The organism is Synechocystis sp. FACHB-908 (assembly GCF_014698595.1).
Lineage (GTDB): Bacteria > Cyanobacteriota > Cyanobacteriia > Cyanobacteriales > Microcystaceae > Synechocystis.
Map to the genome: position 1 here is coordinate 40,867 of NZ_JACJTH010000037.1, position 14,988 is coordinate 55,854.

General features: G+C 45.2%; 12 protein-coding genes. 8 read left to right on the forward strand and 4 right to left on the reverse strand.

All coding sequences use genetic code 11. The features are described from left to right. Positions 1-10: 10 nt before the first annotated feature. The 5 genes from cobN (at position 11) to H6G46_RS13620 (ending at position 9,082) form a co-directional block, all read left to right on the forward strand. Positions 11-3,289: a cobaltochelatase subunit CobN gene (gene cobN, locus H6G46_RS13600; RefSeq protein ID WP_010872023.1), complete on the forward strand. Its 3,279-nt coding sequence runs from the start codon at positions 11-13 to the stop codon at positions 3,287-3,289. A 91-nt stretch (positions 3,290-3,380) separates the two neighbouring features. Then, entirely contained in the window at positions 3,381-5,915 is a 2,535-nt protein-coding gene (locus H6G46_RS13605) for a PAS domain S-box protein (RefSeq protein ID WP_010872024.1), read from the forward strand. A gap of 48 nt (positions 5,916-5,963) precedes the next feature. Next, positions 5,964-6,689, forward strand: a complete 726-nt coding sequence (locus H6G46_RS13610; protein WP_010872025.1) for a response regulator transcription factor — start codon at positions 5,964-5,966, stop codon at positions 6,687-6,689. Between the two features lie 534 nt (positions 6,690-7,223). Beyond that, complete coding sequence (locus H6G46_RS13615) at positions 7,224-8,342, forward strand: response regulator (RefSeq protein ID WP_010872026.1); 1,119 nt, start codon at positions 7,224-7,226, stop codon at positions 8,340-8,342. Between the two features lie 71 nt (positions 8,343-8,413). Next, positions 8,414-9,082, forward strand: coding sequence for a hypothetical protein (locus tag H6G46_RS13620; protein WP_010872027.1), 669 nt, complete (start codon positions 8,414-8,416; stop codon positions 9,080-9,082). Between the two features lie 92 nt (positions 9,083-9,174). Here H6G46_RS13620 and aroQ read toward each other — a convergent pair whose 3' ends face one another. Next, complete coding sequence (aroQ, locus tag H6G46_RS13625) at positions 9,175-9,633, reverse strand: type II 3-dehydroquinate dehydratase (protein WP_010872028.1); 459 nt, start codon at positions 9,631-9,633, stop codon at positions 9,175-9,177. A gap of 20 nt (positions 9,634-9,653) precedes the next feature. Continuing rightward, positions 9,654-9,791, reverse strand: coding sequence for a hypothetical protein (locus H6G46_RS13630; RefSeq protein WP_020861548.1), 138 nt, complete (start codon positions 9,789-9,791; stop codon positions 9,654-9,656). A 350-nt stretch (positions 9,792-10,141) separates the two neighbouring features. Between H6G46_RS13630 and mgtE the strand changes: the two genes are divergently transcribed. Then, positions 10,142-11,533 (forward strand): magnesium transporter, encoded by a 1,392-nt coding sequence (gene mgtE, locus H6G46_RS13635; protein WP_010872029.1) that lies wholly within the window; start codon positions 10,142-10,144, stop codon positions 11,531-11,533. 68 nt (positions 11,534-11,601) lie between these two features. Here mgtE and H6G46_RS13640 read toward each other — a convergent pair whose 3' ends face one another. Then, positions 11,602-12,789, reverse strand: coding sequence for a glycosyltransferase family 4 protein (locus H6G46_RS13640; RefSeq protein ID WP_041425932.1), 1,188 nt, complete (start codon positions 12,787-12,789; stop codon positions 11,602-11,604). A 287-nt stretch (positions 12,790-13,076) separates the two neighbouring features. Between H6G46_RS13640 and H6G46_RS13645 the strand changes: the two genes are divergently transcribed. Next, positions 13,077-13,853, forward strand: coding sequence for a DUF1868 domain-containing protein (locus H6G46_RS13645; protein WP_020861549.1), 777 nt, complete (start codon positions 13,077-13,079; stop codon positions 13,851-13,853). Between the two features lie 163 nt (positions 13,854-14,016). Then, positions 14,017-14,340: a hypothetical protein gene (locus H6G46_RS13650; RefSeq protein ID WP_010872032.1), complete on the forward strand. Its 324-nt coding sequence runs from the start codon at positions 14,017-14,019 to the stop codon at positions 14,338-14,340. Positions 14,341-14,379: 39 nt separating this feature from the next. Here the strand turns inward: H6G46_RS13650 and H6G46_RS13655 are convergent, their stop codons facing one another. Continuing rightward, positions 14,380-14,988, reverse strand: a complete 609-nt coding sequence (locus H6G46_RS13655; protein ID WP_010872033.1) for a triacylglycerol lipase — start codon at positions 14,986-14,988, stop codon at positions 14,380-14,382.

A 14,988-nucleotide genomic window follows, 5' to 3' on the forward strand; every position in this document is an offset into this window, starting at 1 on the left:
AATACGTTTGATGCCTCAATTTAAAGCTATTACGACTATTGCAATTATTTTTTATCGTTCCCATTATTTGTCTGGCAATACAACTCCCATTGATGCTCTTTGTCAAGCTTTAGAAAAACATAATTTAAATCCCCTTGCTATCTATGTGTCTTCCCTGCGGGAGCCTGACGTACAAGCAGAAATTTTAGCTATTCTAGAAAATTTGGACCAGCCCTTGGGAGCTATTTTAAACACCACTAGTTTTTCCCTCGCCAAGTTACAAAGACAGATCGGCAATCTGGAAATGATTCCCCTCTGGCAAAAACTAAATGTCCCGGTGCTCCAGGTAATTCTTAGTGGTGGCGATCGCCAACAATGGCAGGAAGGGTTGCGGGGACTGAACCCACGGGACTTAGCCATGAATGTGGCTTTGCCGGAAGTGGACGGCAGAATTATCACCAGGGCAATTTCTTTCAAAGCGATGGCAGCCCGTCATCCCCAACTGGAAACGGAGGTGGCAATTTATGAGCCTGTGCTGGATCGAGTTGAGTGGATAGCAGAACTAACTAAAAATATCATTAATTGCGCTCAAACTGAAATTTTCCAACGGAAAATTGCTCTAATTTTAGCCAATTACCCTAACAAAGATGGTCGTTTGGCTAATGGGGTGGGGTTGGATACCCCAGCTAGTTGTCTACAAATTTTAGAAGCTTTAAAAATTGCTGGTTATCATCTTTCCGCCATTCCTAAAGACACTGAAACTTTAATTAAACAATTAACCCAAGGGGTAACCAATGACCAGGAATTAGCCCAATATCGAACCGTTAATCAAACCATTGTCACAGAGAAAGTATGGCAATTTTTTTACAGTTTGCCCCAGTCTGTACAACAGGCAATGACAGAGCGGTGGCAAGTTAGGGAGAATTGGGATAATTTACCGGATCAATTTGCCATTAGCGGCATCCAATTTGGCAATATTTTCGTTGGTATTCAACCGGCTAGGGGCTATGATTTTGATCCTAGTTTGAATTACCATGCGCCGGATTTAGAACCCACCCTTCATTACCTTGCTTTTTATCTTTGGTTACGCCAGGAATTTTCTGCCCAGGCAATAATTCATCTAGGTAAACATGGCAATTTGGAATGGTTACCGGGCAAAAGTGTTGTTTTATCTGACCATTGCCATCCAGAGATTGCCCTAGGCCCATTACCTAATTTTTATCCCTTTATTGTCAATGATCCAGGGGAAGGAACCCAAGCTAAACGCCGTAGTCAGGCTTGTATTATTGATCATTTAACCCCTCCTTTAACCAGGGCAGAATTGTATGGCGACTTGGAAAAATTAGAGGCTTTAATTGATGAATATTATGAAGCCCAAGCCTTGGATCCAACTCGTGTTAAAACCATTGGCGATCGCCTCCGTAAATTATTGGCAACCAGCAATTTACAAACTGATTTAGGTTTAACCCCTCCGGCCCTGAAGGATTTACAACCCTTGTTAACTTCGGCGGATAGTTATCTGTGTGAACTAAAGGAGGCCCAAATTCGGGACGGCCTACATATTTTAGGTCAAACTCCCACAGGAGAGCAGTTGCGGGATTTGGCGATTAGTATTGCCCGATCGCCATCCTATCAAAGACTTGGTTTAACCCAGGCGATCGCCTTTGATTTAGAACTAGAATTTGATCCGGTTTTGGACGATCCTAATGAACCATGGCAATTGTCGTCAACCATGCAGATGAAGTTGCAACAATGGGAATTAACCCAATTTATTGAATTATTTAATTCCTGTCGGATAGGGGGACAGGTTATTGAAATTTTAGAAGAAATTGCCAAGCAGTTAGTGGGAAGTCTACTTGAAATAGTAATTGTCGATCAAAAAGTCAATTTATTCTTTCAAAAGCCCGACAGTAAAACTAAATCTAATCTTGATTATATCGAGCAAACTCTTTTACCAATGCTACAACAAACTCCCCAGGAAATCACTAATTTACTCCGGGGTTTAAATGGGGAATATATTGCCAGTGGGCCGGCGGGGGCACCTAGTCGTGGTCGCCCTGATGTACTGCCAACGGGACGGAATTTCTATGCGGTGGATATCCGGGCCATTCCCACAGAAACGGCTTGGGACATTGGCCGTCGAGCCGCTGAAACCCTGATTGAAAGGTACACCCAAGACCACGGAGAATATCCCCAAACTTTAGCTATTTCTATTTGGGGCACTTCCACCATGCGTACTGGCGGGGATGACATTGCCCAGGTTCTGGCCCTATTGGGAGTACAACCAGTGTGGGATAGCCCTTCCCGTCGCATTGTTGATTTTGAAATTTTGCCCACCACTGTACTAAAACGTCCCCGGGTGGATGTGACCATCAGAATTTCTGGATTTTTTCGGGATAGTTTCCCCAACTTGGTGGAATTTCTCCACCAGGCGATCGCCGCTGTTAGTCAATTGGATGAACCGGCAAATTTGAATCCTTTAGCAGAAAAAGTTAAGCAAGAAACCGAGCAATGGCAACAATTAGGTTTAGCAACGGAAGAAGCTGTAACTAAAGCAACCTATCGTATTTTTGGCTCTAAACCAGGGGCCTATGGTGCTGGCTTACAAGGATTAATTGAAGCGCAAAATTGGCAAGATGATAGTGACTTAGCCCGAGCCTATCTTAATTGGAGTTGCTATGCCTACGATCGCCAGGGCGTTGGCCACAATCAACCGGAAGTATTTGCCCAGCGCCTGCAAAATTTACAAATTGTTTTACATAACCAAGACAATCGAGAACATGACTTGCTCGACTCCGATGATTATTATCAGTTTCAGGGGGGATTAACAGCGGCGGTGCGGTCATTAACTGGGAAAAATCCCACCGTTTATTTTGGTGATAATTCTAATCCTGCCCAACCAAAAGTGAAGTTATTGACCCAAGAAATTGCCAAGGTTTATCGTTCTCGGGTGGTAAATCCTAAATGGATCGCTGGGGTAATGCGCCATGGCTATAAGGGGGCGTTTGAAATGGCCGCCACGTTAGATTATCTCTTTGCCTACGATGCCACTGCCCATTGTGTGGAGGATTTTATGTATACGGGAATAGCTCAGGCATACCTACTGGATGAAGAAGTGCAGAAATTTGTGCAACAGCACAATCCTTGGGCGTTAAGGGACATGGCGGAAAGATTATTGGAAGCAGAGCAAAGACAACTCTGGAGCAATGTTGACCCCCAACTACTAGATCAACTGCGGGCGATCGCCCATGGTGCGGAAGAAATTTTGGAAAATAGTCAAATTTACCCTAGACAAGAAAAGCTGAAATAAATTAGTTAGATATTGAATGGTGTAAATAGTCACCATTGTTTAGTATTTGATCAGCCTAATCTGCTCAAGTAATTTAACTAAAGGTACGTCCATGGCAATCACCGCATTTACCCTGGGGGATTTTTTCCAAGCCAACAGCTATATACCCCACGGCCATTGCTACCTTTGGCAAACTCCCCTGGTCTGGCTCCACGTCAGCGCTGATTTTTTCACGGCGATCGCCTACTACTCTATTCCCTTAACTCTGCTCTACTTTTTGCGGAAGCGCCAAGATATTCCTTTTCCTAATATTATTTTCCTGTTTAGTACTTTTATTTTATGCTGTGGCACCAGTCACTTTTTTGACATTATCACCCTTTGGTACCCTATTTATTGGATATCCGGTACAGTCAAAGCCTCCATGGCGATCGTCTCTATTATCACTGTGTTTGAATTAATTCAAATTGTACCCAATGCCCTAAATTTAAAATCCCCCACGGAATTAGCTACCCTCAATCTGGCTCTAAATCAAGAAATTAAAGAAAGGCAAACAGCGGAAATAGCATTGCAGGAGTTAAACAATAATCTTGAAAAAAGAGTGGAAGACCGCACTACCCAATTAGCAAAAATAAATCAACAATTAGAACAGGAAATTGAAGATAAAACCCGGGCAAAAGAAGATCTAGAAAAAAATAAAGATCAATTGGCGCAATTGGCTGCTATTGTCGAATCTTCCCAGGACGCAATTATTAGTAAAACCCTAGATGGTAACATCACCAGTTGGAACGAGTCTGCGGAAAGATTATTTGGCTACACAGCAGAAGAAATGATTGGAAGTCATATCACCAAACTTATTCCTGAGGAATTAATCTTGGAAGAAGACCTTATTGCTGAATGCATCCGCCAAGGTCAGAGAATTAACACCTACGAAACTCAAAGACAGCGTAAAGATGGTACTAAAATTGATGTTGCCCTGACCATTTCTCCCATTCGAGATGAACACAAAAATGTAGTGGGAGCCTCCAAAATTGTTAGGGATATTACCGCCAGATTGGATGTGGAAAATGCCCTACGGGAAAGTCAATATTTTATTGAAAAATTAGCTAATTATTCTCCCCAGATTCTTTATATTTTAGACCCCATTGCTTGGAAAAATATTTATGTCAATTATCAATCCTTCGAAATCCTAGGCTACACTCCAGAAGAATTTAAAAATGGGGGAACGGAGCTGTTGTTAAATATTGTGCATCCCGATGACATCCCAACCCTTTACGAAAATAAGAATTTTTGGCAAAAGTCCCAGGAAGGCCAAGTGTTGACCACTGAATATCGAATGCGCCACAAAAATGGTTCTTGGCGGTGGCTACGTTCTCGGGAAGTGGTTTTTGCTAGGGATGATTATGGGCAAGTTACTAAGGTTTTGGGCACAGCCCAGGATATTAGTGATAGCAAAGAACAGGAACAAAGACTTTATGAGCAAGGCCGCCGCGAATCATTATTAAGGGAAATTACCCAGCGTATCCGTCAGTCTTTAGATCTGCCAACTATTTTTAACACAGTAGTGCAGGAAATTCGTCAGTTTTTGGAAGCAGATCGGGTAGTTATTTTTCAGTTTTCACCCGACTCTGACTTTTCCGTTGGTAATATTGTGGCAGAGTCGGTATTGGCTCCATTTAAGCCAATCATTAATAGTGCAATTGAAGAAACTTGTTTTAGTAATAACTATGCCCAAAGGTATCAGCAGGGCAGAATTCAGGTCATTGAGGATATTCACCAGTCCCATCTTAGGCAATGCCACATTGACTTTCTTGCCAGGCTACAGGTCAGGGCAAACCTAGTGCTACCACTAATTAATGATGCCATTTTGTGGGGCTTATTGTGTATTCATCAATGTGACAGTTCTAGAGTTTGGGAACAAACAGAAATTGATCTGCTCAAGCAGATCACTAATCAGTTTGAAATTGCCATCCAACAGGCTACTTTGTACGAGCAGGCTCAACAAGAATTGGCTTCTAAAAATCAGCTTTTTGTACAATTAACCAACGAATTAGAGCAAAAAAAAGTATTGCTTAAGGAAATTCATCATCGAGTTAAAAACAATTTGCAAATTATGTCTAGTTTACTTTATTTGCAATTTAGTAAGGCTTCTCCAGCCATCCAGCAATTGAGTGAGGAATACCAGAATCGCATTCAATCCATGGCATTGATTCATGAGCAGTTATATCGTAGTGAAGACTTAGCTAATATTGATTTTAGTCAATATCTTAAAAATTTGACTCACAATATCTGCCAAAGTTACGGCTGTAATACTGATAGTATTAAAATTAAATTGTTGGTTGAACAAGTTAAAGTTCCTTTAGAGCAGTCCATTCCTTTGGGATTAATTATTCAGGAATTAGTTTCCAATGCTTTAAAACATGCTTTCCCAACGACGGAAGGGGAAATTTCGATTAAATTCACTTCAATGAACAGTCACTATAGTTTACAGGTGTGGGATAACGGAGTTGGAATTTCCAGGGATATAGATTTGGAAAATACAGATAGTTTGGGCATGCAACTTATCTACAGCCTAACTGAACAACTCCAGGGAGAATTGCACTATGAATATGTCGGTGGCGCTCAATTTGGGTTGGAATTTTCACTTTAGCTAGCTCCATCAAAAATCAACGAAAATCAACATTATTTGACTGCAACCATGGTAACCAAAATACTGATTGTAGAGGATGAAAGGCTAGTGGCCCAACACATTGCCCAATTATTAAAAAGTGATGGCTATGAAATTTGTGTGATCGCCAGTGATGGAGCAACGGCGCTGAAAAAAATTGCTGAGTTTTATCCAGATCTAGTTTTACTAGATATTCGTATTAAAGGAGAGATCGACGGGATAGAGGTGGCGGAACGGATAAAATCTCTTTACTCCATCCCCATTGTTTATCTCACAGCTTTTTCTGATGGGGAAACCCTGGAGCGGGCCCAGAAAACCAATCCCCAGGGCTATGTGATTAAGCCTTTTCGGCGGGAACAACTATTATCCACCGTGGCGATCGCCATAGCCAATCATCAACAGCAACGAAAACCTGAGGAAGATACCCTCTCCACGTCAACGGGCCATTATCGCCTGCAACCGACTTTGGACTATATCGAAGAGCATCTCGACCAAGGAATTACCGTTGAATTTCTGGCCGGGGCGATCGGCATGAGCACAGCCTACTTTTGTCGCTTTTTCCAAAAGGAAATGGGATGTTCCCCCTATCAATTTATTATCCAACAACGGGTTGAGCGGGCCAAAGCCATACTACTGGAAAGAGAATTGTCCATTAGCGAAGTAGCTTTGAGATGCGGCTTCAGTTCCCACAGTCAACTTAACCACCATTTTCGTAATCTCTTGGGCATTACCCCGAAAGAATATCGTAGTCGCTAGCAGTTTCCAAGCAAGATCCGGGCGAAAAAATAAAATCGATGTCAAAAATCAACTAGTTTGTCAAAAATCGACCAGGACAGGGTTGGGAATTTTTCCTAGGATGGGACTGTGCTGGTGAGCGACGGGCTGCGAATGCCATTGGCTCAAATCCCAACCTTGCCAAGGATTAGACCTACTCCTACCCGCTTATTTTTAGGCAAGTTCTTGCAGGTTTGAATCCTAACCGACATTTTTGCTTCTAGGCCTTGGATAGCGAGAGTTACCCTTGGCCACCAAACCTTGGCTAAGTCGATGCCTTTTGGTACCCCAACTAGCAGCAAACACCAGTCATCTTCCTTGAATCCTTCTCTGGTCAGTCCTACGGGTCACTGTTTGGAGCAATGCCTGGGGCATTGAGCATTTCCTCCCATGTCAATCACAACTGACAGTTAAAACAAGGGAATTACTCGGCCCTAGGTCTCCTTATCCCACTGACAACAGCATTAACCGAACACTGTTAAAGTTTATCTTTCCAAACATGCAAAGGAGTTTCCCATGACTGCTGTGATCACCCGCCAAATTCCTGGCCAATTCCTGCAAACCTTAATTAAGGAAAAAGCTACCGGGAGACTAACGGTATCCAATCCCCTCGATGAGTTGGTCACCTGGCAGGTCTATCTTGGCAAAGGGAAAATCAATTTTGCCAACAGTGGTGTAGGGGGAATGCAAAGAGTCAGATATCTCCTGGGTAATTACCTGAACGAAAATAAAATTAGCCTGCCTTCCCAAATCTCAGATGACTATAAATATATCTGTGATCTTTGGAAACAAGAACTGATTTCTTTTCAGCAAACTCGCTCAATTTTAACCCAGTTTACCCAGGAAGCATTGGTGCACTTTTTGTCTATTCCTATGACCCAATGTCACTTTGAGCAAGAAGATAGCATTAAAGACCTATTTCTGAATTTAGAATTAGCTAAAACCACCCAATCGGTGGAACATAAAATTAGATATTGGGGAGAGTTATATCCCCAGATCAATTCACCTTTCCAGCGTCCCTTGGTGGAGGATTGGCAGGAAGTGAAAACGATGCTGAATTTGAGCTATCGCCGCAGTGAACAGTGGTGTGAGCATTTATTGGAAGGCTTGGGAAACTTGTCTTGTTTGTATGAGCTGGCCCGAAAAACTAACAGCAGTGTTTTAGAGTTGGCTTTGTTATTTTATCCACGGGTTAAATCGGGAGAAATCAAAATGTTGCCCTATCAAGAAATTTCAGTTGACGATGCCAACTTCCCCGTGGTGATTTCCGTCAACAATCGTCCTTCTGTACAGAAAATTGTGCGAGAAATTTTAGGTCAGCGGGGTTTTAAAGTGGTTTGCATTGACGATCCCTGCCACGCTTTGGCGGCCGCCATCAGCCATAATCCCCAATTGATTCTAATTGACGCTGAGATGCCGGAGATCAGTGGTTATGAGCTTTGCCGTTTGTTGCGAAAATCTTCTGCTGTGAGGGAAACTCCCATTATTTTACTCAACCAAAATGACGGGGTAATGGAGCAAATTCAAGGGCGGTTAGCGAAAGCCTCCGGACAGATCAATAAACAGTTTTTATCCCAGGAATTACTGCAAGTCAGAAAAAACTATTTAGATTCTGTCCCTGTTCTTTGTCCCTAGAGGGAACTTTGTAATCTGTGGTAGATTTTATTGTGATTGAGTGATTCCAAATTTGTCTGGGGCCTGTTGCTGTGGTCTTAAACCGTTTAGCGTTGGCTTGCCTGTGGTTGGCATTGGTAATTTTTGCCTTTGGTTTTGCTCCCCCCAGCAATCCCCAAACTTTAGTTTTGATAAAATCCCTTTCCCTGGGGCAGTGGCAGGACATTAACCCGGTGATTATTGCCCTGTTTAATCTGATGGGTATTTGGCCCATGACCTATGCCGCTATGCTATTAGGCGATCGCCAAGGAAGAAAATTTCCTGCTTGGCCCTTTGTGGCGGGGTCGTTCTTTTTGGGAGCCTTTGCCCTACTGCCCTATTTGGTTTTCTGGCCACCGACGGCACCAACTGATCCCGCACCATCGAACTTGGGATCATCAAAACTGACTAAATTCTGGCGCTCTCCCTGGTTAGGGCGAGTTTTATTCCTGTTGGCGATCGCCTGTGTATCCGGTGCTGTGTTTAGGGGGGATTGGGCTGATTATGGACAACAATTGCAAACAAACCAATTCATCGCCGTGATGAGCAGTGATTTTCTCTGCTTGACCCTGGCTTTTCCGCTGGTATTAGCCCAGGAATTGAAGCATCAAAAAGCTTCTCCCTCTTTGCTTCTCGTTTTGGGCAGTACAGTTCCGCTATTTGGCGCTTTAGCTTATTTAAGTATCCGTCCCAATTTTGTAGTCAAAGACCAAATATCCTAAGACCTTGTTCATTGCCTCTGGTCGAGCATTTTGGGAGAAAAAACGCTAAACCTACCGGATTTAGTGAATATTTGTAGGTATTAAAACGGGCTTTAACTATCAGCCTGACCGTTGAGATAATCCACCAAAGCCCTCAATCCCAAACGATAACTATTCAACCCAAAGCCACAAATTTGTCCGATCGCCACTGGGGCAATGTGGGAAATATGCCGAAATGATTCCCGCTTATGGATATTACTTAAATGCACTTCCACACAGGGTAGTTGCACAGCTGCTAAAGCATCTCGCAGGGCAATACTAGTGTGAGTATAGGCCGCCGCATTAAAAACAATGCCGTGGTAATTTCCTAGGGCTCCATGGATGGCGGTGACCAATTGCCCTTCACTATTGGATTGGAAAGTACTCACCTCTGCCTCTAAATCGACGCCATCTTCCCGCAGGCAGGCGTCAATTTCCCCTAGGGTTAGGGATCCATAAATACCCGGTTCCCGCTGGCCCAGCAAATTCAAATTGGGACCGTGGAGCACCAATACTTTCCACACCGTTGTCATACTAAACCAAACAGCCCTGATTAACGACGGGAACGGCGATCGTTAACGGGAATGGGAATTAGTTCTGGCTCCGGTTCCCCCTGGGGGCCGAGCAAACCCTCAATCAGCTTCTGGGCCAGTTCTCTGAGTTTATCGAGCAGTTTTTCTAAATAGTCCATTACCAAGGACGACTCCTGTGATGATGTCTAACCGAACCCGGACGGAATAACTAAAACTGAATCTGTTCAATAAAGTCACAGTCTAACGTGATAGCCACAACCGTTGGGACAAACCCCCCGGCAGTGATTCCAGTTCAAACCTTATTCGGCCAAGGCTCAGAATGTATGAGGGGGCTAGGGAAATTTATTTTTAGCCCATGGGAACAGCCTAACACAATTTTTTCGGACAGAGATCCACCGATTTTGGGCCAATCCCAACGATAAAGCACCGATTTTTCCCTTCTGGAAGTGGTTGGAACAGCATAGGGATACCGTATATTGGGGGGTGTCGTTTCGCCCCGGAGGTTGCCATGACAGAGGTCACTACGACTGTTCGACTAAATCCCGACCGAGAGGAGCTACAAAAATTAGTGCGGGCCCAGATTGAAACTCTGCTAGAAACCTCCCAATTCGATGCCGCTAAAACCATTCTCACCCCTGTGCAACCGGCGGATATTGCTGATGTGATCGAGTCTCTGCCCAGTCGTTTACAGGTGCTAGCCTTTCGTTTACTTTCCAAAAATGAGGCGATCGATGTTTATGAGCATTTAGCTCCACCAGTGCAGGAATCCCTGCTAGAAGATTTTAAGCATCCTGAAGTACTGGAAATTTTTAACCAAATGTCCCCCGATGACCGGGTCAGGCTATTGGACGAACTTCCGGCCAAGGTGGTGCGGCAACTATTCAAACACCTCAGCAACGAAGAACGCAAAGCTACTTCCCTACTGTTGGGCTATAAACCGGAAACCGCTGGCCGGATTATGACCACGGAATATGTTTCCCTCAAGGAAGATTACACCGCCAGCCAAGCCCTAGACCACATCCGCCACATTGCCACCAGCTTTGAAACTATTTACGTCCTCTACGTTACCAACGAATCCCGACGCCTAACGGGAACTCTTTCCCTGCGTAATTTGGTTATGGCCAAGCCGGAGGAATATATCGGACAAATTATGGTGCCTGATGTGGTATCCGTCCACACCAACACAGACCAGGAAGAAGTGGCCCGCACCATTCAGCACTACGATTTTTTGGCGGTGCCCGTGGTGGATTCAGAACAAAGATTGGTGGGCATTGTCACTGTGGACGATGTGATCGACATTTTGGAGGAAGAAGCCACGGAAGATATTTATACCGCTGGAGGAGTGCAGTCCCAAGGAGATGACTATTTCAAAAGTAGTTTGATGACAGTGGCCCGTAAGCGGGTGGTGTGGTTATTTATTCTTTTAGTCACCAATACCCTCACCAGTCAGGTGATTCACTCCCAGGAAGATGTGCTACAAAAAACCATTGCTTTGGCTGCCTTCATACCTTTGTTAATCGATGCGGGGGGCAATGTGGGGGCCCAGTCTTCCACTGTGGTGATCCGGGGTTTGAATACGGAGGATGTGCGGCTCACCCAAGTGTTACCGGTCATTGCTAGGGAAGGGGGAGCCGGAGCTTTATTGGGTTTAATGCTGGGCATTGTGGTGACGGTGTGGGCCTATTTTCTCCAAGGAGATTGGCTGGTGGCCATCACGGTGGGTAGTAGCCTGTTCATTATTTCCCTGTTGGCGGCTTTTGCTGGAGGGGGTTTACCGTTTTTGTTTAAGTCGATGAAGTTGGACCCAGCTTTGATGTCGGCCCCTTTTATCACCACGGCGGTGGATGTGTTGGGGGTGGCCATTTATTTGCTCATTGCCCGCTCTTTATTGGGAATTTGATGGGGGCTTTGGCTCCACAACCTGGGACAAGGGACGTTGAAAGCCTTTTACTATTTTCCTACTACTTTCTACCACTCCACCGTTTGTCTTTCCTCCACCACCCTTTCGTAAATAGCGGCGGTTTCTTTTGCCAACTTAGACCAATTAAAGCGGATGCCCAAATCTTTGTAGGCTGCTTCCACCAGCTGTTTGGCCAGGGATGGATTAGAAAGAATTTCCAAAATGCCGTGGGCTAGGGAATCGGGATTATTGGTTTGGGTGACAATGCCTGTGCTATGGTGACGTACCACCTCCGCTAGTCCACCAGTATTAGATACTACTACGGGTACCCGGGCAGCAAAACTTTCCAGGGCGACAATGCCAAAGGGTTCGTACAAACTGGGAAAAACGGCACAGTCGGCAATGGTTTGGAATTTGTCTAAATCTTCGTCGGACATGAAGCCGGTGAAAAAACAGTGTTCCCAAATTCCCAGGTTCCATGCTAATTGCTTCAGGCGATCAGTGTTGCCTCCGCCAATAATGACAAATTTCACTTGATCATTGAGGGCTTCCAGTACCTGGGGGGCAGCGGTTAACAGAACGGAAATTCCTTTTTCATAGGTCATGCGACCAACGTAGTAAACGATTTTTTCTCCATCTTCGGCAAATTTGCGGCGAAAATTACGGTAATCAAAGTCTGGACGACGGTGCTTTTTTTCCGGACGAATGCCGTTATAGATAACGTCAATTTTGTCCCAGGGGGTGCCAAAGGCTCTTTCCAGTTCATGGCGCATGTAGTTGCTGCAAACAATTACCCGCCAACCGTTGTAGATTAAAATTCCTTCTTTGCCGGCAATGTAGCGTTGAGTATCGTTGTAAAGACCGTTATAGCGGCCGTATTCCGTGGCGTGGATAGTCACCACCAGGGGAATTTTACCGTGGTGCTTAAGGTTAATGGCCACATCTCCCACCAGCCAATCGTGGGCGTGGATAACATCAAATTTTTTCTGTTCCTGGAATAGGGCTTGCCCTCTCTGTTCCATGGCACGGTTCATGTTATCTACCCATTGGAAAAAGTCATTGCTGGGGGGCACTGGCACTCGGTAAATGTGGATGCCATCGACCATTTCCTGGGACGGACTTTCCTCTGTGGCCACGGTAATTAAATGGATCTCATAGCCCTGTTGAACTAATTCTGGGTAGAGTTCTGCCACATGGCGAGCAATGCCGCCGACAATGCGGGGGGGAAATTCCCAAGCTAGCACCAAGATTTTCATGGCTGTGACCAATTTTTGTGAGTGCATGGAGGGAAAGTCGGGGCTATTGGTGTCGTGGGCACTCTAAAACATTATGCGCAATCGTGGCGTGGCCACACGGCCAAATTCGTTTCGGAGGTTAGTTAATTTTGCTGGAGTTCTGGCTTTCGAGTTGCAGTCAATTGCCAATGTTTGCCCAACTGAGGGAATGAAGAACCGGCTAAAGATTGGTGCTAAATGTCCGGAGACTCCACCCAAACAGTAAACTTGCCATAGGAACTTTTTCAATCTGTGTCAGGGAGGCGAGTGTGGACGATACTTACCAAGGCTATATCAATCGGGTGGCGCCCCAAACCTTGGCGATCGCCTACGAGCAACAATTGATTAATGCTCAAGGTTCTCCCAAGTTTGACCAAGGACAGCCGGTGCCTTTTCCCGGTTTCAGTGTGGTAACTCCTATTGCCGCTGATGATCCCACTAACCAGAGCTTTTATGGCCATCTGACTACTGTACAGGGCCAGGTGGGAGAAATTTTGGGGGAGAGTTTTGTGGCGGTGCCCCCGGAAAGCTTGCACCTCACCGTAGCAGACTTGATTTGGGATGGCCCCTACCAGGCCCTACGTCGTCATAATCCTGACTTTGAAAAACAACTTTGTAACTGTTTGCAACATTCCTTTGCGGATCACCAACATCAGTCGGGGCCATACTCCGGCTGCCAATGGCAGGTCCTGGGATTGTTGGTTTTACCCCGTTCCTTGGGGGTGGTTTTGGTGCCCCAACGGGAAGCGGATTATGAACCGATACTTAAGGTACGACGGGCCATTTTCCAAAATCCCACCCTGATTGGTTTAGGCATTGAGCAACAGTACCGTTACACGGCCCACATCACCCTTGGTTACTTCGACCCGGCGATCGAGAAGTTGGCAGATTCGATCGGAGTTAGTGAACAGTTGGCTGCTGTCAATGACCGCTGGATTGGCCATGACCCAGAGATTTTAGATATTCATAGCATTGAGCTGCGCTATTTCAGCGATATGACCCAATTTACTCGCCAGGACTACTATCCCGTTTTGAGGGCTAGCTAGGCCCATTGCCGCCAGGGGATTCTCTCATTAATACACAAATTTTTGTCCGTAAACATTACAGTGTACAGGGCCAATTTCTGGCTTGTGCATAGGTTACGGCTGGAATTTTTGGGTTTAGATGGGAAAAGAGATATTTTGTTAATCTGCGGAAGTATTTACCAAGATGTTTAAATTCCTTGCCAATAATTATTCACAATCTTTGGGGTTAACTGCTTGCCTGGGGCTATTCACCTACTTGGCGATCGCCGTTCCAGTGGAAGCCCAGGGGCAAAATAGTTTTGAAAATTACCGTCAGCAATGCCTGCGTCGGGTGGAACAGGCTGGCATTAAGGGGGCGGCGGCTCAGGAAATGTGCAACTGCACAATTAATAAGTTCAAGCAAAAATATTCCCTGGCAGAATTTACCAAGCTTGTGCAACAGTCGGAAACCAACCAGGCGATCGCCAGACAATTGGCGGAAGTAGGGGAAGAGTGTTTGTACGAATAGGATCACCCCAAACTGAAGACTAATCCCTTTCCAATCCACTCAGGGCAACGGTTTAGCCAAAGCCGAAGCCACCTCTGCCAAACAACGGGCATCCGACACCATCCAGGCATGGACCAGCACAGGCAAAATAATTTCTTGTCCAATTTCTAAATGGGAACTACTGGGGGGCAGAATCATCAAGTCGAAGGGGGTCCAAATCACCGTCACCTGGAGTCCCGCTAATAACTGACAACAATCTCGGTTTAAATCCCTCAAAAAGTCACTCTGCCAGGCCATTTCCCTCACTCCTTGGTGGGGCAAACTATAACCCAGGAGAGTACCTTGGTTGGGGGCTGAAATGGTGATGTAGCGCCTAACCCGTTCCCCCCCCCCCAGTCGTTGTAAATAATAACGGGTTACTAACCCTCCCATACTAAAACCAATTAAATCCACTGGTTGCTGGGGCGCAAATTTTTGATCAATATATTGCTTCACTTGCTCCGCCAACAATGCTAGGGAAGTACTGCCATCGTTGGGCACTAGGTCTAAACAATGAACTGACCAGCCGCCCTTGGTCAAAAAATCCACCATGGTGGCAAATTTAGCCCTGGTGTCGTAAATGCCATGGACTAACACAACAGGATGACGGTCCGGAAATTCTGCTACCAC

Excerpts from the sequence above, each read along its gene's own strand:
- H6G46_RS13615 (WP_010872026.1), top strand. The coding sequence starts at position 7,224 with ATGACTGCTGTGATCACCCGCCAAATTCCTGGCCAATTCCTGCAAACC.
- H6G46_RS13640 (WP_041425932.1), bottom strand. The coding sequence starts at position 12,789 with ATGAAAATCTTGGTGCTAGCTTGGGAATTTCCCCCCCGCATTGTCGGC.
- H6G46_RS13610 (WP_010872025.1), top strand. The coding sequence starts at position 5,964 with ATGGTAACCAAAATACTGATTGTAGAGGATGAAAGGCTAGTGGCCCAA.
- H6G46_RS13630 (WP_020861548.1), bottom strand. The coding sequence starts at position 9,791 with ATGGACTATTTAGAAAAACTGCTCGATAAACTCAGAGAACTGGCCCAG.
- H6G46_RS13605 (WP_010872024.1), top strand. The coding sequence starts at position 3,381 with ATGGCAATCACCGCATTTACCCTGGGGGATTTTTTCCAAGCCAACAGC.
- mgtE (WP_010872029.1), top strand. The coding sequence starts at position 10,142 with ATGACAGAGGTCACTACGACTGTTCGACTAAATCCCGACCGAGAGGAG.
- H6G46_RS13650 (WP_010872032.1), top strand. The coding sequence starts at position 14,017 with ATGTTTAAATTCCTTGCCAATAATTATTCACAATCTTTGGGGTTAACT.
- cobN (WP_010872023.1), top strand. The coding sequence starts at position 11 with ATGCCTCAATTTAAAGCTATTACGACTATTGCAATTATTTTTTATCGT.
- aroQ (WP_010872028.1), bottom strand. The coding sequence starts at position 9,633 with ATGACAACGGTGTGGAAAGTATTGGTGCTCCACGGTCCCAATTTGAAT.